17 protein-coding genes are annotated in these 18,280 nt (G+C 53.6%); 4 read left to right on the top strand and 13 right to left on the bottom strand.

The genetic code is table 11. From position 1 onward, the window contains the following. Positions 1 to 94: 94 nt before the first annotated feature. The 3 genes from Q1Q75_RS05175 to Q1Q75_RS05165 all read right to left on the bottom strand — a co-directional run bounded on the left by Q1Q75_RS05175 (position 95) and on the right by Q1Q75_RS05165 (position 3,279). Positions 95 to 1,522, bottom strand: a complete 1,428-nt coding sequence (locus Q1Q75_RS05175; RefSeq protein ID WP_300668088.1) for a poly(R)-hydroxyalkanoic acid synthase subunit PhaE — start codon at positions 1,520 to 1,522, stop codon at positions 95 to 97. A 661-nt stretch (positions 1,523 to 2,183) separates the two neighbouring features. Then, complete coding sequence (locus Q1Q75_RS05170; protein ID WP_300668087.1) at positions 2,184 to 2,594, bottom strand: hypothetical protein; 411 nt, start codon at positions 2,592 to 2,594, stop codon at positions 2,184 to 2,186. A gap of 139 nt (positions 2,595 to 2,733) precedes the next feature. Further along, entirely contained in the window at positions 2,734 to 3,279 is a 546-nt protein-coding gene (locus tag Q1Q75_RS05165) for a LysM domain-containing protein (protein WP_300668085.1), read from the bottom strand. Positions 3,280 to 3,565: 286 nt separating this feature from the next. On the opposite strand from Q1Q75_RS05165, the gene Q1Q75_RS05160 reads away from it, so the two are divergent. Next, positions 3,566 to 3,820, top strand: coding sequence for a cytoplasmic protein (locus tag Q1Q75_RS05160; RefSeq protein WP_300668084.1), 255 nt, complete (start codon positions 3,566 to 3,568; stop codon positions 3,818 to 3,820). A gap of 184 nt (positions 3,821 to 4,004) precedes the next feature. Next, the gene (locus Q1Q75_RS05155; RefSeq protein ID WP_300668082.1) at positions 4,005 to 5,804 is read left to right on the top strand and encodes an ARMT1-like domain-containing protein; all 1,800 of its coding nucleotides are present in this window, start codon (positions 4,005 to 4,007) and stop codon (positions 5,802 to 5,804) included. A 78-nt stretch (positions 5,805 to 5,882) separates the two neighbouring features. Here Q1Q75_RS05155 and Q1Q75_RS05150 read toward each other — a convergent pair whose 3' ends face one another. Together Q1Q75_RS05150 and Q1Q75_RS05145 are read right to left on the bottom strand one after the other, a co-directional pair. Next, positions 5,883 to 6,560 (bottom strand): response regulator transcription factor, encoded by a 678-nt coding sequence (locus Q1Q75_RS05150; RefSeq protein ID WP_300668081.1) that lies wholly within the window; start codon positions 6,558 to 6,560, stop codon positions 5,883 to 5,885. A 226-nt stretch (positions 6,561 to 6,786) separates the two neighbouring features. Continuing rightward, a complete protein-coding gene (locus tag Q1Q75_RS05145) occupies positions 6,787 to 7,083 on the bottom strand; it encodes a hypothetical protein (RefSeq protein WP_300668079.1) in 297 nt (98 codons plus the stop codon). Between the two features lie 982 nt (positions 7,084 to 8,065). On the opposite strand from Q1Q75_RS05145, the gene Q1Q75_RS05140 reads away from it, so the two are divergent. Continuing rightward, the gene (locus Q1Q75_RS05140; protein WP_300668077.1) at positions 8,066 to 8,368 is read left to right on the top strand and encodes a recombinase family protein; all 303 of its coding nucleotides are present in this window, start codon (positions 8,066 to 8,068) and stop codon (positions 8,366 to 8,368) included. A 47-nt stretch (positions 8,369 to 8,415) separates the two neighbouring features. Here Q1Q75_RS05140 and Q1Q75_RS05135 read toward each other — a convergent pair whose 3' ends face one another. The 3 genes from Q1Q75_RS05135 to Q1Q75_RS05125 form a co-directional block, all read right to left on the bottom strand. Beyond that, a complete protein-coding gene (locus Q1Q75_RS05135; RefSeq protein ID WP_300668075.1) occupies positions 8,416 to 9,012 on the bottom strand; it encodes a TetR/AcrR family transcriptional regulator in 597 nt (198 codons plus the stop codon). A 57-nt stretch (positions 9,013 to 9,069) separates the two neighbouring features. Next, positions 9,070 to 9,399 carry a PilZ domain-containing protein gene (locus Q1Q75_RS05130; protein WP_300668074.1) on the bottom strand — a complete coding sequence of 110 codons (330 nt, stop codon included), beginning with the start codon at positions 9,397 to 9,399 and terminating at the stop codon, positions 9,070 to 9,072. 312 nt (positions 9,400 to 9,711) lie between these two features. Further along, positions 9,712 to 11,526 carry an ABC-F family ATP-binding cassette domain-containing protein gene (locus Q1Q75_RS05125; protein WP_300668073.1) on the bottom strand — a complete coding sequence of 605 codons (1,815 nt, stop codon included), beginning with the start codon at positions 11,524 to 11,526 and terminating at the stop codon, positions 9,712 to 9,714. Positions 11,527 to 11,875: 349 nt separating this feature from the next. Here Q1Q75_RS05125 and Q1Q75_RS05120 point away from each other — a divergent pair, with 349 nt between their 5' ends. Next, positions 11,876 to 12,319, top strand: a complete 444-nt coding sequence (locus Q1Q75_RS05120; RefSeq protein WP_300668072.1) for a hypothetical protein — start codon at positions 11,876 to 11,878, stop codon at positions 12,317 to 12,319. A 219-nt stretch (positions 12,320 to 12,538) separates the two neighbouring features. On the opposite strand, the gene Q1Q75_RS05115 is transcribed toward Q1Q75_RS05120, so the two are convergent. From Q1Q75_RS05115 to Q1Q75_RS05095, 5 genes are read right to left on the bottom strand one after another with little or no spacing between them, the layout of a single operon-like run. Then, a complete protein-coding gene (locus Q1Q75_RS05115; protein ID WP_300668070.1) occupies positions 12,539 to 12,961 on the bottom strand; it encodes a 4Fe-4S binding protein in 423 nt (140 codons plus the stop codon). Between the two features lie 12 nt (positions 12,962 to 12,973). Then, the gene (locus Q1Q75_RS05110) at positions 12,974 to 14,929 is read right to left on the bottom strand and encodes an aldehyde ferredoxin oxidoreductase family protein (RefSeq protein WP_300668068.1); all 1,956 of its coding nucleotides are present in this window, start codon (positions 14,927 to 14,929) and stop codon (positions 12,974 to 12,976) included. A gap of 52 nt (positions 14,930 to 14,981) precedes the next feature. Beyond that, entirely contained in the window at positions 14,982 to 16,229 is a 1,248-nt protein-coding gene (locus Q1Q75_RS05105) for an iron-containing alcohol dehydrogenase (protein ID WP_300668066.1), read from the bottom strand. Next, positions 16,229 to 17,473 (bottom strand): iron-containing alcohol dehydrogenase, encoded by a 1,245-nt coding sequence (locus Q1Q75_RS05100; protein WP_300668065.1) that lies wholly within the window; start codon positions 17,471 to 17,473, stop codon positions 16,229 to 16,231. The genes Q1Q75_RS05105 and Q1Q75_RS05100 overlap by 1 nt, the downstream gene beginning before the upstream one ends. A 17-nt stretch (positions 17,474 to 17,490) precedes the next feature. Further along, positions 17,491 to 18,018, bottom strand: a complete 528-nt coding sequence (locus tag Q1Q75_RS05095; protein WP_300668064.1) for a hypothetical protein — start codon at positions 18,016 to 18,018, stop codon at positions 17,491 to 17,493. Between the last annotated feature and the right edge of the window lie 262 nt (positions 18,019 to 18,280).

The raw sequence follows: 18,280 nt of genomic DNA, 5'->3' as shown, positions 1-18,280 counted from the left end.
AAAAAGGGATATATCTTTATTACAAAGTGTTGCGTGGAAATAACCGGGCACTCAAAAAATACAAACTGTCCTTTTCGGTTTCCCATTCGATTGTCTAACCCTTCGGGCTATGGATTTTCCCGGCGGGTTTCGCCGATCCCTTCACCGGCGATCCTCCCTTATCGGAGCTCTTGGCGGGCTGATCAGGCGCTGAGGCACGGGCTTTTGCCGTTACCGAAGGTTTGGCCGCCTTCGTGGCTTCCCGAGGTCTCTCCGTGGCCTTTATCTCAGGCGTTGTGGCCTTGACGGCTGCCTGGGGTTGCTCCGCAGCTTTCTTGGCGGGTTTGGCTGCCTTAGGTGCTGGCTTGGGTTGCTCCGCAGCTTTCCTGGCGGGTTTGGCTGCCTTAGATGCTGGCTTGGGTTGCTCCGCAGTCTTCTTTGTAGGTTTTTCGGCCTTGGGTGCCGCCTTGGGTTGCTCCGCAACTTTCTTGGCGGGTTTGGCTGCCTTAGCTGCTGGATTGGCTTCCTTCGCAGCCTTCTTGACGGGTTTGGCAGACATGGAAGGGGCTTGGGGCTTCTCCGTTTCCTTCTTCGCCGATTTCGCGTTCATGACGAACTGTGTCATCTCATCCATTGAATTCTCGAGGGAGGAGAGCTTTTTCTTGAGGCTGTAAAGGTCCCTGTAAAGATCATCCAAGTCGTTTTCAGACGGAATTCCCATCAACTTAAGGCAGTCACTCATAAAATTCTGACGGGCCAGGTTAAAGTCCCCCATGGCAGAAACCAGACGCTTGAGAAGCCCCAGATATTCTTCTGAACCATACAAAGCAAAATACCCCTGTTCCAACTCCTTAAGCCAGGTTTCATAGACCGTCTCAGGGGTCAGACTTCGACGCTGCTCGTCGGTCAGCCCCTCCATCGTGGCCACCACCATTCCCATGGACTGCTCCAGGGGGGAAAACATCAAAAACATATACTCGGCAAGGGTTAAATAAAATTGATTGCCTTTCTCCATCACGTCCGCGATCTTCTCCTGATAATTTCGCGAAAGCCCCAGAGGGGGAATCGAAACAAACCGATGCATCTCGCCCGACAACATTTTAAAAATTTCTTTGAGAGACCCCTTGCCCCCCAAAAAATCGGTGGCACCCAACCCGTAGGGAGATTGCGCCCAGCTAAAAGGCGAATCGGCCCCGTCACCCATGGAAGCCAAAGGCTCCCATCCGTTCTTAGCCATCTGCTCAAACTGCTTGAAGCCCTCTTCCCGTACCACCTGAAAATGATCGGCAAAGGCCTCCGACGAACAGGACGCCTGAAAGTTCTTCCATGCCTCCATGGCAGGCCCCCAGGGTTCCCATGGATTAAATGAGGGCGAACCATCGGCGTTTTTTTGAGTTCCCTCGGCGCCTCCCTTGGCTCCCGCCTCGGCACCTTGTGACGGCTTGGAAAAACGAGCCATATTTTCCCAGAACAGGGCCGAATTTTTAATCACAGTATCCATCATTTGAGTGGGATCCATTCCTTTCGAATCTTTACGAGTCATGTTCTGTTCCTTCTTGTTAAGTCAGCGAGTTAACGTGAGTAGCAGATAAAAACCGTTTCAATCGAAATGATGAGGTACACCCCCACGCCCCTTTGCAAACGCAAAAAGACCTCTGGGCCAGTAGGCTTCCCCTAATTTTTAACGCAAAGAATTATTTTTCAGGCTGTGAGTCGCAAAACCAACCGGCATGCACCAAGCCCGGATATTTCATGAGCTGGGTGCGCTCATATGCAAGGCATCAGAGCTGAAGATGTAGTGGTTTACCTCAAGGCTCTGATAACGCGGCAGAGGCGTGCACCCGGCTCGCCCGAAGGGTGAGAAAATCAAACAGAATACTGTGGATTACATTTTGCATTTTTGAAACGACTGAAAATATTACTGCAAAGGACTGTAATTACGAATTATTCCTTAGTCCTGGATGTTTTCTCATGAAATATTCGGACAAGGGCGATGGAATGTTTAGATCAAAGGACAGACGAAGCGAATCTCAAGAAGCGAAACGGCGAAAAATACCCGGGCATCTAAACCCCGTTTATACCACTTATTACATAAACTCTGTCCATAGGGCAAAAGGTTCAAATCCACGGGGAAATCCCCTACTTAAAAAAAGGTTTGGGATAATATCACAGGAGCTCAGTCAGAAAACACTTAAAGAAATCCCTCACCGGTCGGAAGAAAGATCCTCGGCGCGAGCGGTGTGGTAGGTGCGAAGGGTTGCCTCAATGAAATATAACTCTTCTGATGTAAAGAGTTTTTTCTCGTGGGAAAAGACAAAGGGGTGTTTCACCATAGAAGAACCTGGTTTCGCCCCGTCGGTAGAGACCAGACGATCAAGCTGTTCCAAGGTATCATTGATCACTCGAGCCAGCGATTGCTGCCGCTTCTCATCACCCCGAATCGCAAGAAGCGCACAGGCTTTCTCCCCTTTATGGGATCGATCCTCATCCCCTGACCCGAGGCCGGATGGGGGCGCATCATGCAGTTCATCGATAAGGGCCTGAACCTTGGTCACCAAGGCATGAAAACGACGGGAGAGAAGCACCGTATCAACGCTGTCGTATAATGTGTCCATAGGGGCCTTGACCTTGCTGTGGGTACACCGGCTGAAATTATGGAGCGTGAAAACGACAAATTTTAAAAAAAGAAAGGACAATCGGATAGAGCGCCGATATTTTTAAAGAAATAATCGGACCGTAAATTGAGACTCATTTTCACGGGGTAACCCGAAGTTTCTGCCCGATAAAAATACGGGTCTTATCTTTCAAACCATTCACACGGATAAGGTCGTATTCCGAGACATTGTATCTTTTACTGATTCTGTAAAGTGTGTCGCCATTTTTTACGACATGAAATGAAGATCGGCTCAAAACAGGCGTTCTCGTGTGGCGTGTCTGTTTACTCACTTTTACTATGTTATCCGTCGTTACTACGCCTTTGTCAACTCTTTTTTCATTGTGTTCCAGTCGCTTAGCGAGACTCAGCACAAGGGATTCCACCTCGCGGTTCTTCTGTTTCAGAGCCTTGAGATCCCCCACAGCCCCGCGCCCTTCCTCAGATAACTGGGTCTCTACCACAAGAATCCGGGCATCCAGGGCCAGAACCTGTGCCACCAAATCGTTCAGACGCTGGGTCTCCACGGTACAAGCTGCCCCGGTATTCGACCCGCTTCCCATAGAAAACAGCGCTACCGAGCCACCCAGGCATAGAAACCCAACCACCAATAGAACCCCTGTTTTTAATGAGATAAACTTTACCATTGCATCCCCGATCGCTCTGGACGTCTGCCCCCCGGAAGTCACCGATGACTCTCGAACCAGCACGCCATGCTTTTTTTTAGTCTCCATCTCTTCTTTGGGCTGGTATTTTAGCAACCCCCCCGGTTATGATAATTGTGTAGCACACCCCTGCCCGCAAGCCCAATTGAAAAGGGGAGAGGAAGCAGGGCAGGAGGTCCTCAAAATCATGACGATGAGCGTATTCCCTTCAAGGAACACCTCGGATTTACGGACAAACCAATACCCTTTGCAGGAGCAATCGTCTCACATGAGTAAGCATACCTACCGTTTCGTTGAAGAGTACTCAGGTGCCGCCATGTATGGATGGGATCTTGAAGGTGACATCGAGACGCTGAAATACAACCTTCAAAAATTTTCTGACGACTCTTTTCTCGACCTGATCCTGGGAAAACTCGATCAGGAAGACCGTGACGCCATCTACACCCTGCTGACGTCACTGCTCAAAAAACACCTCACCGAAACGGAGTACCATCGCTGTTTTCTCAAGGATGGTACCCATTAATCCGATGTCTCAACTAATCGTTGCTCAACCCTGAACAGGCCCCTGTTCAAGGTTCTGTCAAAAACCAACCGGCCATGACCTGGGTCCACGGGAGGGGTTGCATGCCCCTTTTCCGGTAGAACTCGGGACCACATGCCATTGGTTTTTCACGACTGCATCAACTTTTACCGACGGGAGAAAGACAATGCGCCCTGCCCCCACGCCATTTTCAGGCCGCTACACACCAGGAGACGACCCAGATACAGACGCCTGGTTCACCACCTTTGTTCTTGAAAATCACCTGGATCATTTCGCCTACCCCCGAGAAGTCGCCACCCCGGAACAGGTCGAATTCTTGGTCTTTCTTAATGATAAAGAGCGATACTTCCCCTGCTCCGAGGCCACCTTCCGGGAAATCATGAGCCGGGCCCCATCCCCCTACCTTTCCGCTCGTTACCAGCAAGCCCTGGATCACATCCTCGCCCTGATCGATACAACCATCGAAGAACCGAATGAAAAGGCCTATCTAACCACCCTGATCAAGACAAAATACGCCCACGAAACCCGAGATGAAATCATGATCCCATCCCGGGTGGAGAAACGACTCCTGCGTATTTTCCTCAATCGAACGCATATTGCCGACCCCTTCCAGGAGACCAAACTCAGGAGAAACCGAACGGCGGCTGCATTTTTGGATTCCTGCCTCTTTAAGCAAACGTTTCAGCGCCTCGAAGAGGCGGAACTGGCACCGGCACGGGCCATGAATCAAGTCCGAACCCGCCTCGACCATGTGGCCGTCAAACGCCTCTTGAACATGCTCACTGCCCCGACAATCTGGGCCGAAAAAGGCCCTTCCATGGAGTCTGAAGAGGCTCTCCAAGCCCTTTTTCACAAAACAGTCACCGGCGATGCCGCCGAAGCCTTCTTCTCCTTTCTCGGCATTCCTGGCTCAGGCGAAAACACGTCTGAAACCCATCGTCGCACACTCCTCTGGCTTGCAAACGAATCCGGAGAGGTGATGATCGACCTGGCCATCATCCGATATCTCGTCTCCCTCGGACACAAGGTCATCGTGTCCTTTAAAGCGGGCCCCCTCTTTTCCAAAGCAGAAATCATTGGCACTCAGGAAGATCCGGCTCTCATACAAGCCTTGGAGGGCTCATTTTTCATCCGAAACGACACCCTGACCAAAAATCAGCTTGTGGAAATCCTGCGTCAGGAGAGCAATCTCCTGATCCTCTCCGACGGCACCCATGAAAAACTCAACCTGCTCTTGACCTCCACCACCTTTGCCCGTCTGTTCAAGGAGGTGGACTGTGTCGTTGCACGGGGTGCCGAGCAAAAAAACCGACTCTTTGACACCCCGTTTCATTTCACCCAGGATATCTTCAGCCTCTGCGCTGATGAGGCAGGGGTAACCATCGACTTTAAACCCAAGTCTTCAAAGGCCATTAAATTCTCCCACAAAGATCTTGAACGCAAAGCACAAACCATCATCAGCGAGATGCGTGATGCCAAAAATAACGGGATGGCGGTCTCCTTTTACAGTGGCATCATCGGCTCTATTCCAGGAAAAATCGATATTGCAAAAAAACTAATGACCGTCTTTATCGCCCATCTTGAAGAGCAGTTTTCGCAAACCCACATCATCAACCCATCCCTCTATTACGAACCGGGAATGGATGCCGACGATTTGATGTTCATGTGGGAAATTGTGCAGAGGAGCGGATACATAGATATCTGGCGATTCCAGACCTACCAGGATATCGTCACCACCTTTCAGCTTATGGGCGAGAAGGTCCCCCCGGAATGGGTCGGCAAAGACGCCACCTACAGCACGGGCTGCACCAAGGAAATGAAAATCGCCATGGAGGTCCAGCAAAGGCATCCGGAGATGCAGATCATCGGCCCTGCCACCGAAAAATTCATGCGTCGAAGGGATTACGGGATCGGCAAAATGTACGATCAACGCCTCGGAAACGACTTGCACACAGCCCATGACTGACCCGAGCCATGAAAAAAGGCGCGTTCGATGCTCTCGAACGCGCCCTGGTCACCTGTCTCAACACATAAGGCCCCGGTCTCACTCCTTCCAGAGTTCCACATCTATAAGCCCCAAGCGGGCCGCATAACGCACCAACTCCATGGTGGAATGAATCCCCAGCTTCTTCATGATATTGGCCCGATGATTTTCCACGGTTTTCGGACTGATGCAAAGTTTGTCGGCAATCTCCTTGGGCGTGGACCCCTCGGCAAGAAGCCGCATCACCTCCTGCTCCCGGGGCGTCAGAGATCCGTAATCCGCATCAGTAATCTTGGCATCCTTCACAGGGAATTTCATCAGCTTTTCCACCACCTGATGGGAGACAGAGCTGTCCAGAAAATATTCCCCCTTCAGCACGGACTCAATGCCCTGGATCAGACGATCCGACGCCGAATCCTTGGCGACATACCCGGTGGCCCCGGCTTGAAAGGCCTCGGCAATATAATCAATCTTGGAGTGCATACTGACAATCATGATTTTCGTGTCGGGAAGATAGGACCGCATCTCCGTGGCCACCTGGACCCCGTTGATATCCGGCAGCGAAATATCGACAACCGAAAGGTCCGGTTTCAACTGCCGGGCCATCTTAAGCCCTTGCCGGCCATTGCCCGCCTCTCCGACCACCTTGAAACGTTTATCCCGTTCCACAATGGTCTTGAGCCCTTCTCGAAACAAGGGATGGTCATCGATAATCAAAATATTTTTTGTCTGACTCACGGATGCATCTCCTGTGACGTTGCGGACATGTGGACCTTGAAAAGACGAAAATGGGCGGGATCAGCCGGTTGTTTGCCCCGTTCGCAAACAAGTGCTCATTTAAAAAAATAATGTTTAGTAATAAAAAACGAAAGGGGTCGCTGTCAATAAAATAAATCAGGGGATCACTGGATGATGGGCGTTCAATTTTCTCGCAAGGGATCATTCATCCCCAGGAAAGACCGGATTAATTAACGGTATGAGAAACCACGGAAAACCCCAACTCGCTTTCAAAAAGTCCGACGATCATGTCAAACGTGGACTCATCGAATACCGAGGGGGGCCACCCCAGCCCCTCCATCTCCGTATTCACAATGGCGACAGTAAAACTGCCCCCGTCCCGGATCACCTCAAACACATCCTTCACCATCCGATTAATCTCACCAGAGGAATACCCTTTCGCCGCCAGACGCAACAACAACGACGTACACATACGGGTTCCGTTCCCGGCTCCGTCCCCCTTTCCCGTCAGCAATCGAGCCATGCCTGCTCCTTTTATACCGGCAAGCCCACGGAAATACCTCGCCACGCCGGTACCCAGACTGAATAGTGATTGAATCGGCATCATCAAATCATCGTAACAGACCTTATCGAACGCGAAGAAACCCAAAAACAGGGCGAATGATCCTGTCATATCCCCAGCCGCGAGACAAACGATACCGAATTCTCGACCATAGGTCCCAAACCAATCAACAGACGCTCTTTCTCCGCGACATAGAGATTCCATACGAAAAATCAGGGGCGACTGAACGTCTGAATGATCACACCGGGACAGTACCAGATTGAGAGGAATCAATAGACGAAATTCGCGGAAGAGGGCAACTTTCACGATCATACGATCGAATGATGACGTTTATCCATGAGGCAACCCCATCAATTCAACGGGACCACATCCCGAGGGTCGGGGACAATATCCCACTTTACATTATAATCTAAAGGGTATATATCTTTGATCCGATATATATTATAGATGCATTGAAGTTTGTTTTTATATTCAACCGATGAATCAGGAACGCCCAATTCTCCCGCTATTCGCAGCAATACTCCTCCGGCGTCAACGACACAAGCAACTTCAATCGATTTATCCTGCTTTACAATCGATTTATCGTCCACCCTGCCTGATGGGCTGTTGGTAGGACGAGGTACACACCGACATGGAGGTACACATGAGCGAATTTCTAAAAACCATAAGAAACTCACAGGGACGTTATTCCGACAAACGGAATACAAACTATAACTCAGGCGGAAACCAATATTCCCAAGATCGACGTGGGAATGAGCGTCGCGGACCAGGACAAGGCCATAGTCAAGGACAAGGTCAAGGCCCTCGGGGCAGGGATCAGGACAGAGGACAACATCGCAGAGAGGATCTCCTTCCTCCCATACGTCAGCTGCTGGAGCAGGTCACAGAGAATCAGAGAATTCAGGAAGGGTTTATAGAGCGGCAAACCATCGCTTCCGAAGAGATGGCTGCAGCATTCATAGACATCGTCAAAATTCTGGAACGATTCACGGAAGGAGCACCCACCCCCTCGTCGGTAGAAGCCACCGCACCTCCGGCCCCCGTGAGTCTCACCGAGTTAACCGATGATCAGCTTCTCTCACCGGCTGACGAACGTCGCGAAGCGATCAAAGTCATGAAAAAGCTGAGAAAAAAAGGGGCCACCTACAAAGAAATCGCCCACTTTCTCAACGAAAAAGAGATTCCCACCTTCTCCAACAAGGGTCACTGGCACGCACAAACGATCCACAGACTCTGCAATCAGTAACCTCTTACCCCGGGCCTCGAGCCCGGGGACTTCTCCCCCATGCCAGATTAGCCGTTCCCGTCATCACCCTTTCCATCCACGAGGGAGGCCGCAACCTCTGCCAGGAGGCCGTAATCAAGCCGATTCTCACACGTCACCGATTGAATCACCAACCCATCCAACACCGCCACCAAAAGACGCGCCAATCCGTCGGGAAATGCGTGCCCCCCCGCCATGCGTCGATATCCGTCTTCCACAAGCTGGAACCACTGGGTGTAGGTTAATTCAAGCCGATCACGGAGAGCCGGGCTCCCGGAAAGAGACTCATTGATGAGATAAAGATGAAGGCGGCTACGGGTTTTTGATCCCAGAAGCCCCTCAAACAGCGTGCCCAGGACCTCCTTCCAGATGGGGTGTTCCTCTTCCTTTTCCATCATGGCAAAGACCTTTTCGGTGATCTGTGCCATATGGATTCCGGCAATATCGAAAACGAGGTCGTTTTTGGTAGGGTAATAATAATAGAGCGTTCCCTTGCTGATGCCTGCTCTTCTGGCTATCTCAGACAAGGTGGTCTTATCGACAGATTTATCGCTGAAGCACTGCTGTGCCGATGCGACAATCCGAGCTTTGCTATCGCCTTCTTTCAGGCCTTGTTTCACATTCACCTGCCACCGACTGCTCTGAAACCCCCGGCGGAGAACAAGGGCGCCTGCCCCCAAGAGTTACAGGTTGTTGATATATGATTTCAATTTTTCAAACTCTGTGGAACTTTTCCACAAAAAACGAACGGCAAACCCGCTGCCCCCATGTCTTACAACATCCCCGGAGATTTTGACAAGGTCAACACCCGAATAGTCAGAAAAGAGCATTTGAACCCTCTCTCCTGTGGACGGCCCGTTATCGGTCTCGATGTATACACCACCCAGGCTGATATCCCGAATCGGATCCGAATAGACCCCTTCGGTCAGAGCGTAGTCCACATCGGTAAAAAAACATGATTTACGATCATACGATCGCTTCACAACAGTGCCGTCTCTTTCATTGACTTCCATCGAAACACCCCCTTTATCTGGTGGTAAACGGTTATGAAGCCTCAACCCAGGTATAGGAACCCACGGTATCACCCGTTCAACGATCCGTCGCCCGCCTGCCCATTGAACCAGGGCGTCAGGCCCTGTCAGGCATCGTATCAAGCGAGAAAGGCACCAAGAGACGATTGCCATCAGCCCCCATGGCCTGTTCAGAGGTCCAGACCGGCGTCGCCCAGGCCCCTCGGACGGAATCTCTCACCGCAAACGCATCTACGATTTTATAAAAAAAGTATATATAATTCAGATCTTTGTGTCTACACCCAAATCCATATTTCAGACATCGGCTTCGTCTGCAGCCTTGAGCTCTTCAAGGACTTCCCAGCGACTGTAAAGGGTCTCCACCTCTTTCTGAGCCTCCCCCAATGCCGCGCAGGCCTCCTGCAGGGCCACCGGATTTGCCGCAATGGCGGGGTCGTTCAACCGAGATTCCTGGCAAGCAGCCTCTTCCTCCCTATCGGCAATTTTTGCCTCGATCTGTTCGAGTTCATACTTATGTTTGTATGTAAATTTTTTCTTGGCCCTGGAATCCTGCTTGGACCGTTTCTCCGGCGCTGCTTTTTTGATCACGGGCTCCGGACGGTTCTCACGTCCCCACTGCTCAATGCTGCTGCAGGAAAAGACGCCCCCGGTATCCAGAAAACCCAGCATAGAGGTCGTGATCTTCTCCATCAGGTACCGATCATGGGAGGCCAGCACCACCGCACCCTGAAATTCCTGGAGGCTCTCTTCCAGCATCTCCAGAGAAGGGATGTCCAGATCGTTGGTGGGCTCATCCAATAAAAGAACATCTGCCGGCTGACGCATGAGATCGGCCAGCAGCACCCGGGCTTTCTCCCCGCCGGAAAGACGCCCCAAGGGCAGATCCAGTTGGTCGGGGGTAAAAAGAAATTTTCTCGCCCAGGTCACCACGTGCAAGGGACGCCCCTGATAGATCACCGAGTCACTGTCCGGGGACAAGGCTTTTCGCAAGGGCATCTCTAAATCCAGAGAGTCCCGTTCCTGCTCAAAATGAACAACCCGAAGGCCATCAGCCTGCCGCACAAAGCCTCCATCAGGGCTTTCCTCGCCACAGAGAAGGCGCATGAGGGTACTCTTACCCGTACCGTTATTCCCTGCCAACCCCAGACAAGTCCCGGGGGAGAGCACAAAGGAGAGCTCTTCAAAGAGCGCACGGTCCTCCAGACGACGCACCAGGCGCTTGGCCTCCACCAATTTTTTAGTTTTTCTCTGGGTAGAGGTAAAATCCAGTGACATCTCGCGGTTGTTTCGATTCCGGTTGCGGACGTCGGTCAGGTCCTCTTCCATCCGCCGGGCGTTATCGATACGAAATTGAGCCTTGGTGGTCCGAGCTTTGGGGCTTCGGGCGAGCCACTCTTTTTCCCGTCGCATCACCGAGGCCAACGCCGTCTCCTGTTTTGCCTGTCCGGCAAGGAGCTCATCGCGACGGCGTAAAAACTCAGCGTAATTTCCGTCTATTTTAAGGTATCCGCCGGGATATTGATTGCCCAGCTCCACCGTAATAGCCGTGACATTGGAAAGAAGAGCCCGGTCATGGGTAATCATCACATAGGCAAATTCAGCGCGCTTGAGAATTGACTCGAGCCAGAGAATACCCGAAAGATCGAGGTGGTTGGTGGGTTCGTCGAGAAAAAGCAGGTCCGGCATCTTGATAAGGGATAAAACCACCGCAAGCCGCTTCTTCCAGCCGCCCGAGAGCGTCTCCACCCGTGCCGACAAATCTGGAAAATCAACCTGGCCGATGAGTTGCCAGGCCTTACCAAAGGCCTCGGTATCATCGGCACAAAACGTATCCAGCGTCTCATCAATGAGCCCAGAGACGGTCTTTTCCCCATCAAAATGGTTCTCCTGGGCGAGGTAGACCGCCCGAAACCCCTTCTTAATCGACACCGCACCGGCATCTGGGTTGATGAGCTCCGCAAACACTTTCAAAAGGGTGGATTTACCAGCACCGTTGATGCCGATGAGGCCGATACGATCGCCCTCGTGGATGTTCATGGAAATATCGGTAAAGAGGCTCCGGGCTCCATAGGATTTGCCCAGCCCCCTGTATTGTGCAATAAGGGACATATTTCTCTGCGTGTTTATAGTTTCCTGCGGCCTCTCCGCAACACATCGACGTGATGCTTTGCGGATACCCCTGAAAAAAGAATACCCATCCCCCGACACATCACCAGTGGTTGACCACTGTCGACATCGAAAGACAGGCCGGTTCTCGCCAAATGCCTGAAAAATGCCTTTTGTTTTCCCTGAAAGAATACTAATGTTTTTACTTTCACCAATGTGTCGTTCGTCCGGATGGACAGGGTGTTTCAACACCCCACAACCTGATAACAATCCTTGTGTACCAAGGCAAATACTTCAGGTTATCCATTCACGACGACAGTGGCCGGGACCCGATAGCGGAAGGCAAACCGGGATGGACAAGAGTAACAGATATATCGACATGTGCAAAGGGGCCAGAGAAATTCAGGCTATCTGGAACCACAAAACAGGAGACATTTTCGCCACAGAAGAGAGAGAGGTGCTCTTCTGGGTTCCCGGAAAATACGGGGCCCCGGAAATCAAAAATGGATTTGGTATCACGCGGACCCACAATGTGGTTACCTTAGCCCGATACACCTGGCTCCCCCGATACAGCCAACTCATCGAAACCGCCCAGGACACCGCCGAATCCAGTTTCAGAGACGTCACCTTTCATTTCTACACCTGGCTGGACACGCCCTATGGGTCAGAGGAAAGGCAACGCCCGAAAGAGCTGTTCACAACCAACGAGCAGGTCTGGCTCGCCTACATCATGGAACGACGCCATGCCAAGGTGTGGAATGAGACCGAATGGGTGGAAATAGGGGGGAAAGGCTGAAGGGCTAAGGGCTGAAGGCTAAAGGCTGAAGGCTGAAGGCTAAAGGCTAAAGGCTGAAGGCTGAAGGCTAAAGGCTAAAGGCTGAAGGCTGAAGGATAGGGGCTAAGGGCTGAAGGCTGAAGGGCATAAGGATAAAGGCGAATGCACTTCTGGCCTAAATAATGAGGCCCGAAGCGCATCCGCAAACCCACGTTCAAAGGGACTCAGCCCGATGATGTGTCAAGGCGCCATACGCGGCGCAAGGGTAATGGCATCTGCGGGGCAACCTGCCACGCAGAGACCACACCCGAGACACGAGGAGAGATCGGCCATGCGGGGGTAACCGTTGGGGTCTTTGCCTTCGGGAGGCCCCACGGCCAGGCATCCCACAGGGCAGGCATCCAGACAGATCACACAGGCCATGCAGGCCTTCAGATCAAAGACCGGGGCCAGCCACGCACTCTTTTTCATGCGCACGGAGGCGATCCCGAAAGCATCTTCCACAGCTCCGGCCGGACAGATCCGCCCGCAACTGCCGCATTCAATGCAGAGATCCGGGACGATGGTATGAATTTTTTTCTTTTCTCCGGTGATGGCCTGGGTGGGACAGATCCGGCTGCAGGAGCCGCATCCCGTGCAGGCATTTGTAATGATGTACGCCATAGATCTTCCCCTTTACAACCCCGCTTCGAGTTCCTGAATGGTTTCATGAAATGGTTTCCCGGTCTCGGGATCCCACCCGAACTGGAGCCAGTAATCCCTCATCATCGTCTCAATCTCCACGGTTCGTCCCTTGTTGGCGCCCTTTGTCTGAATCGGTCGCCCCAAGGCCCGATCTGAGACCTTAAAACTCTTCGGTTCGATGCCGTGGCGCACGTTAAAGGCCTGACGCAGGGTCTGGACGTTGGCCCCCACCGCCATGTACTCCTGGGGAGTCAGCGTCCATCCGGTGGCGGCATTCAGCCAGTCAAATACCCGAATTCGTTTCGAGCCAAGGAGCGCCCCAAAGAGACAGAGGCCGGACCCGTTAACAATATTCATAAACTGACTGTTGGCAGCCCCCGCCTTTGCCTTGTCTTCATCGGCCTTGTACTTGCTGCCTTTCATATAAAGTGGCGAAACGCGGGGGAGCCCCTCCACCACCTGCCAGAGCTTGAACATCTCGTAATAAAGGCCCGAGCCCACGGTGTGCTTGCCCGGGGAGGGCTCCACGCTGTAATGCAAGGCAAAGCCCGGGTCGTTTCGTGAGTCGTGCATGGCCGGTTCCTGCCCCCCGGCGTGAACGGCAAACGCCTCAGAACCTTTTCCGATACGAAGGGACGCCTGCTTGACCCCATCGGCCAGGATGTGCCCGATGCCTTCGCGGGCCACCATCTTTTCGATCAGGCTCACAATGGCCTCGCTGTTGCCCCAGGTGAGTTCCAGGCCGTCGGTGTCCTTCTTGGTAAAGACCCCCTCCTCATAACACTCAATGGCAAAAGCCACGGCGTGTCCCGCGCTGATAGAGTCCATCCCGGCCCGATTGAGGAGTTCGTTGAGATAAAAAATGGAGTCGATATCCTTGTTCAGAAGCAAGCCTCCCAGGGAGAGCACCGTCTCGTATTCGGGCTTGTGTGTCTCCTGAAATTTTCCGGTGGTGCTGCAGATGCCCCCACACCCCAAGGGGCAGGAATAGCAATGATACTTTACCTCCTCGCAACGGGAGAAAGCCTCTGGATTGGAGCTGTGGCTTTTAAACAGCCCCCAGTCTCTGTTGCTCCCTTTCCAGTTCTTGATGGGAGAGTCCCCCATCTCCACAGACATCTGGTTCATGGAGACCGTGCCCCATTTTTTCAGCATCATCTTGTACAACAGGCCGTCCTGGGCCATGACACTCGGAAGCGCCCGCATAAGCGCCCCGGTGCCCGCCATCATCGTGGCGGTCATAAAGGGGGGCTGAAACTGCACCCATTTATTACAGATGGCGCTGATGCGCTTCATCTCCATCCGATTGCGCGGAACAATACGCTTGTTCCCGGCCAGAACCACTGCCTTCAATCGTTTGGAGCCCATCACCGCCCCCAGCCCGGAGCGGGCCGCCATGCGCCCGTTGTCGGTGGAGACCCCTGAAATCAGGGAAACCCCCTCCCCGGCCGGACCAATACAGGCAATTCCCAGCTGCCGCCCCGTCCAATCTTTTCGGAAATGCGCTTCGGTCTCTACGGTATCCTTTCCCCATACCTGGGAGGCGTCCCGAAGCTCTGGACCCTGATCATTGATATAAAGATAGACCGGGGTCTCACTGATCCCGCGGACAAAAATACCGTCATAGCCACAATGCTTGATGGCCGGAGAAAAGGTGCCGCCGCAGTTGGCGTCTCCCCACCCTCCGGTGAGGGGCGATTTCCCCACCAGGGTCCACCGCCCGGTAAAGAGACTGCCTGTGCCTGTCAAAAGCCCGGAAACAAACCCGAGCATATTGTCCGGTCCCAGAGGATCGGCTCCGGCCGGAATATGCTTGTAAAGCATGTAAGCCCCTAAGCCCATTCCCGAAAGATACTGCCGGTAAATCCGATCCGGGATCTCTTCTTCCGTGATATTTCGGGTTCCAAGGTCCACAATCAGGACCTTGCCCATGTATCCATTACCCATATTCACTCCCTATACTGTGGAGTTGGCCTTTCGGCCTTTGGCCACAGCTCTCCTAAGCGGTTTTTACCAAGCTCCGATCCAGGGGATCCCCGGCCCAGGCCGCCTCCATCACCATGAGGGCATCCTCAAAATCCACCTCCTCGGGGTTGTAAAAAATCGAGCCATCTCCCAAGGCCGTCTGGGCAATATCGGCCAGTTTTTCCCGGGGTACGGCGGGTTTCCCCTGCGCGTCCAGCACTTCCTTGAAGCACCGACTGTGACGCCCGCCGGTGGCCTCAAAAAGGGCCTGGTTAAATTGACGGATACAGGCCACGGCCTTATCCGCCCGTTTCTCGACCGCGGTTGCGGCATAGATTGCTTCCCCGGCGATGGGGTAGAGCAATTCCCCGGTCCAGCGACCATTTTTATGCATGTTGTACTCCAGGCCGTAAGGAAGCAGAATCGACATGCAGGTCCCGTGAGGCACATGGCAGACGCCCCCCACCGAATGTCCCAGGGTATGCACCATCCCCACCATGGAGTTGGAAAAAGCAATCCCGGCCAAGTTTGCCGCGACAGCAAGGGCCAATCGGCCCTCCTGATCGTCAGGACGATCCACCACCGAAAGCAGATTCCGAGAAATCAAGGACACCGCCTCCATGGCAAAGGCATCGCTGATGGGATTTTTGGAGAGACAGGTGTAGGCCTCGATGGCATGGGTCATGGCATCCATGGCGGTGGCCGCCGTCAAATGGGACGGGAGGGTCAAGGTCATGCGCGAATCGAGAACGGCGATGTCGGGCAAAAGAAAATGAGAAGTAAAAAGCAGCTTGCGGTTCACCGACGGATCATTGATGACCGCCACCATGGTCACCTCTGATCCGGTCCCCGCTGTGGTGGGAACCGCCACCAGAGGTTTCAAGGCCCTCTTCAACACCCCGGCCCCTGCAAAATCGAGCAGATTCTCAGCCTCTTCGGAGACCACGATATTGACCCCCTTGGCCGTGTCCATCACCGACCCGCCCCCCACGGCGATAAGGGCATCACACCCTTTGCTGAGATACACGGAGGCAATGCGGTGCACCGTGCCCACATCGGAATCCACGGGCACATCATCTTCCACGACCACCGCCGGCATTCCCGCCTCAAGGGCCTGTGCAACAACGGTCACCAGACCCGCCGCCGCCACCCCTTTGTCGGTGATAATCATAGGCTTTGACGCCCCCAGCTCTTTGAGAAGGGCAGGAATGCGCTCCAACGCATGATGACCAGCCACGGTTTTTACACCGCAATAAAATTCATAATAACCGGGATTGTACATTATGAAACCTCCTGTGTGGCTCGGGTCGGCTGACTCTTCAGATCGGGGAGGACCCCGTTGTAAGCGGCAAGAAGGAGCCTCTCCACCTCATGGCTCTGCCACCCCTCGGTCATGGCCGAGGCCGCGTCGCAGATGCCCAGGAGGGCCTCGCGTTCGATACCTGCTTCGGCAAGGGTTCGGGGAAGATTGCCGGCAGAAAAAAGCCAGAGACGATTCATGTTCTCTCGCACTCGTGCCAGGGCGGCATCGGTGCGCTGGGGGACCGGCGTGGAACAAAGCAGATCAAGCCCCCCCAGGGCGGAGAGCATATCAGACAGATCGTCTCCCCTGACCCGGTGGGCAAACTCCAGGACATTCGGCAGGAGAACAGCGGCCAGCACCTCGCGCGAGCAACGGCTTAACGGGACCAGCATATCGGCCAAAACAAAGGTGAGGCTTTTTTGGGCCTCGGGAAGCAACCCCCCGGAAACGGCCATGGCAGTCACAAACGCCACCTCCTCTTCCCGTGTTCCGCCCATGCCGACCCACCGTGAAAGCCGGCTCTGCCGATCAAGCGATGGGGACAAAAGAGGCTCCAACCCGACCATCATCTGCTGCGCCGTCAGCCGAGCATAGGGCAAGGCCAGACGATTCACCTCCCCTGACTCATACAGGCAAAGGGCCGCAGCCAGTGCGCCCAGACCGGCCTCCGCAAGGCCAGGAGAACCGGGCCTTTGGAGCATCCGAGGGTCCACGGCAATCAATTTGGGTGAGAGGGCCGTGCCATGGAGACGTTCTACACCTATGCAGGCTTCAGGGGCGGCCTCCCGACCCGTCAGTCCCAGGGTGGGAACCCAGGCAAAAGGCGAGGTGGCCGTCACAGCCCCCCCCTCGTTGAAAAGGCGCCTCAACTCATCGGGCCCTCCTTCGGCTGCCACCGCCAGACATTTGGCCACATCCACCAGGGATCCGCCCCCCACGGCGATCACCGCATCAAACCCACCATCATGGTAGTGTCCCCAAACCTCCCGTACCGTCTCAAGCGAAGCCTCCCCGTCCATACCGTAAACACCAAAGGTTAAACCGGAGCCCTTAAACGCCGACACCAAAGACTTAAGCCCCCCCCTCGTGTCCATCTCAGCGGTGCAGATTACCAGGGGACGTATGGCTCCAAACCCGGCCAGATCGAAGGGGAGATGCTCGAGAGCCCGTGTTCCAGCCCCGATCTTCGATGGAAAAACAAACTGCTTTACACCCGTATCCATAATGCCTCACTCCCTTCTCATATGCCTGTCACGGTTCGAAGATAGACTTTGCTCCGGACCAGAATATGACGGGTCCAGGACCATGCGGGGTATCGTTTTACGGCTAATTTGGCGATAAATTTGGGTAAGAGATGAACCTGGACGACATCCAGGACACGCACCACCGCACACGCCTCTGGAACCCCGCCATCCACGTAAAGACGGGCTCTGGCGTTGGCTGTGGACGTACTCTCCTGAAAGGAAAGGATCATGAAGAAGGCCTGCATATGCTTGATGGTCAGGTCCAGATCCATGACCTCTCCCTTACCCTGACCCAGATAGCGGACCTTGCCGTCTTGCTCTTTTCGGATCACCATCCGAGGCCCCACAGGCAGGACGCCCAGGGAAAACGTAAAGCCCCCCGGCAGGGTGTCAAACTCCCGCCGCACCTCCGGGTCCGACTTGTACGCCGCGACAATGGCGCGGCCCACGAACCAGAGCATGATTGTAATGTAGAGCTTTTGAACCACCCTTCGCCCCGACGTAACCTCTCTGAATTGTCCCATACCTGCTCCTCGCTGCTGTCTGAATTAGGCTTACATCCTGCCACCTAATCATAATGGAAACCTTTCGTAACGGCCCTGGCACATAAAAAACATTGTTCTGTTTTTATGCAAAAAAAAGAGTCGCCTTGCGTCCCACTCTTTTCGGCAGTCGGCCAGCTGGCCGACACCTTGGCTAAGACTATATAGCAGGGCATCGGTGCCTGTCAAGCCACCCGAAACAGATGATAAAAACAAAAAAACCGGCAGACCACCCTGGTTCAGG

Source organism: Desulfoluna sp. (assembly GCF_030145185.1).
Classification (GTDB): domain Bacteria; phylum Desulfobacterota; class Desulfobacteria; order Desulfobacterales; family Desulfolunaceae; genus Desulfoluna.
The sequence above is the reverse complement of the archived record's forward strand: the minus strand, read 5'-3'. Positions and strand labels throughout refer to the sequence as shown.

Excerpts from the sequence above, each read along its gene's own strand:
- Q1Q75_RS05175 (WP_300668088.1), bottom strand. The coding sequence starts at position 1,522 with ATGACTCGTAAAGATTCGAAAGGAATGGATCCCACTCAAATGATGGAT.
- Q1Q75_RS05105 (WP_300668066.1), bottom strand. The coding sequence starts at position 16,229 with ATGTACAATCCCGGTTATTATGAATTTTATTGCGGTGTAAAAACCGTG.
- Q1Q75_RS05130 (WP_300668074.1), bottom strand. The coding sequence starts at position 9,399 with ATGGAAGTCAATGAAAGAGACGGCACTGTTGTGAAGCGATCGTATGAT.
- Q1Q75_RS05115 (WP_300668070.1), bottom strand. The coding sequence starts at position 12,961 with ATGGCGTACATCATTACAAATGCCTGCACGGGATGCGGCTCCTGCAGC.
- Q1Q75_RS05125 (WP_300668073.1), bottom strand. The coding sequence starts at position 11,526 with ATGTCCCTTATTGCACAATACAGGGGGCTGGGCAAATCCTATGGAGCC.
- Q1Q75_RS05095 (WP_300668064.1), bottom strand. The coding sequence starts at position 18,018 with ATGGGACAATTCAGAGAGGTTACGTCGGGGCGAAGGGTGGTTCAAAAG.
- Q1Q75_RS05155 (WP_300668082.1), top strand. The coding sequence starts at position 4,005 with ATGCGCCCTGCCCCCACGCCATTTTCAGGCCGCTACACACCAGGAGAC.
- Q1Q75_RS05120 (WP_300668072.1), top strand. The coding sequence starts at position 11,876 with ATGGACAAGAGTAACAGATATATCGACATGTGCAAAGGGGCCAGAGAA.
- Q1Q75_RS05140 (WP_300668077.1), top strand. The coding sequence starts at position 8,066 with ATGGCTGCAGCATTCATAGACATCGTCAAAATTCTGGAACGATTCACG.
- Q1Q75_RS05165 (WP_300668085.1), bottom strand. The coding sequence starts at position 3,279 with ATGGTAAAGTTTATCTCATTAAAAACAGGGGTTCTATTGGTGGTTGGG.
- Q1Q75_RS05170 (WP_300668087.1), bottom strand. The coding sequence starts at position 2,594 with ATGGACACATTATACGACAGCGTTGATACGGTGCTTCTCTCCCGTCGT.
- Q1Q75_RS05100 (WP_300668065.1), bottom strand. The coding sequence starts at position 17,473 with ATGGATACGGGTGTAAAGCAGTTTGTTTTTCCATCGAAGATCGGGGCT.
- Q1Q75_RS05110 (WP_300668068.1), bottom strand. The coding sequence starts at position 14,929 with ATGGGTAATGGATACATGGGCAAGGTCCTGATTGTGGACCTTGGAACC.
- Q1Q75_RS05160 (WP_300668084.1), top strand. The coding sequence starts at position 3,566 with ATGAGTAAGCATACCTACCGTTTCGTTGAAGAGTACTCAGGTGCCGCC.
- Q1Q75_RS05145 (WP_300668079.1), bottom strand. The coding sequence starts at position 7,083 with ATGGCTCGATTGCTGACGGGAAAGGGGGACGGAGCCGGGAACGGAACC.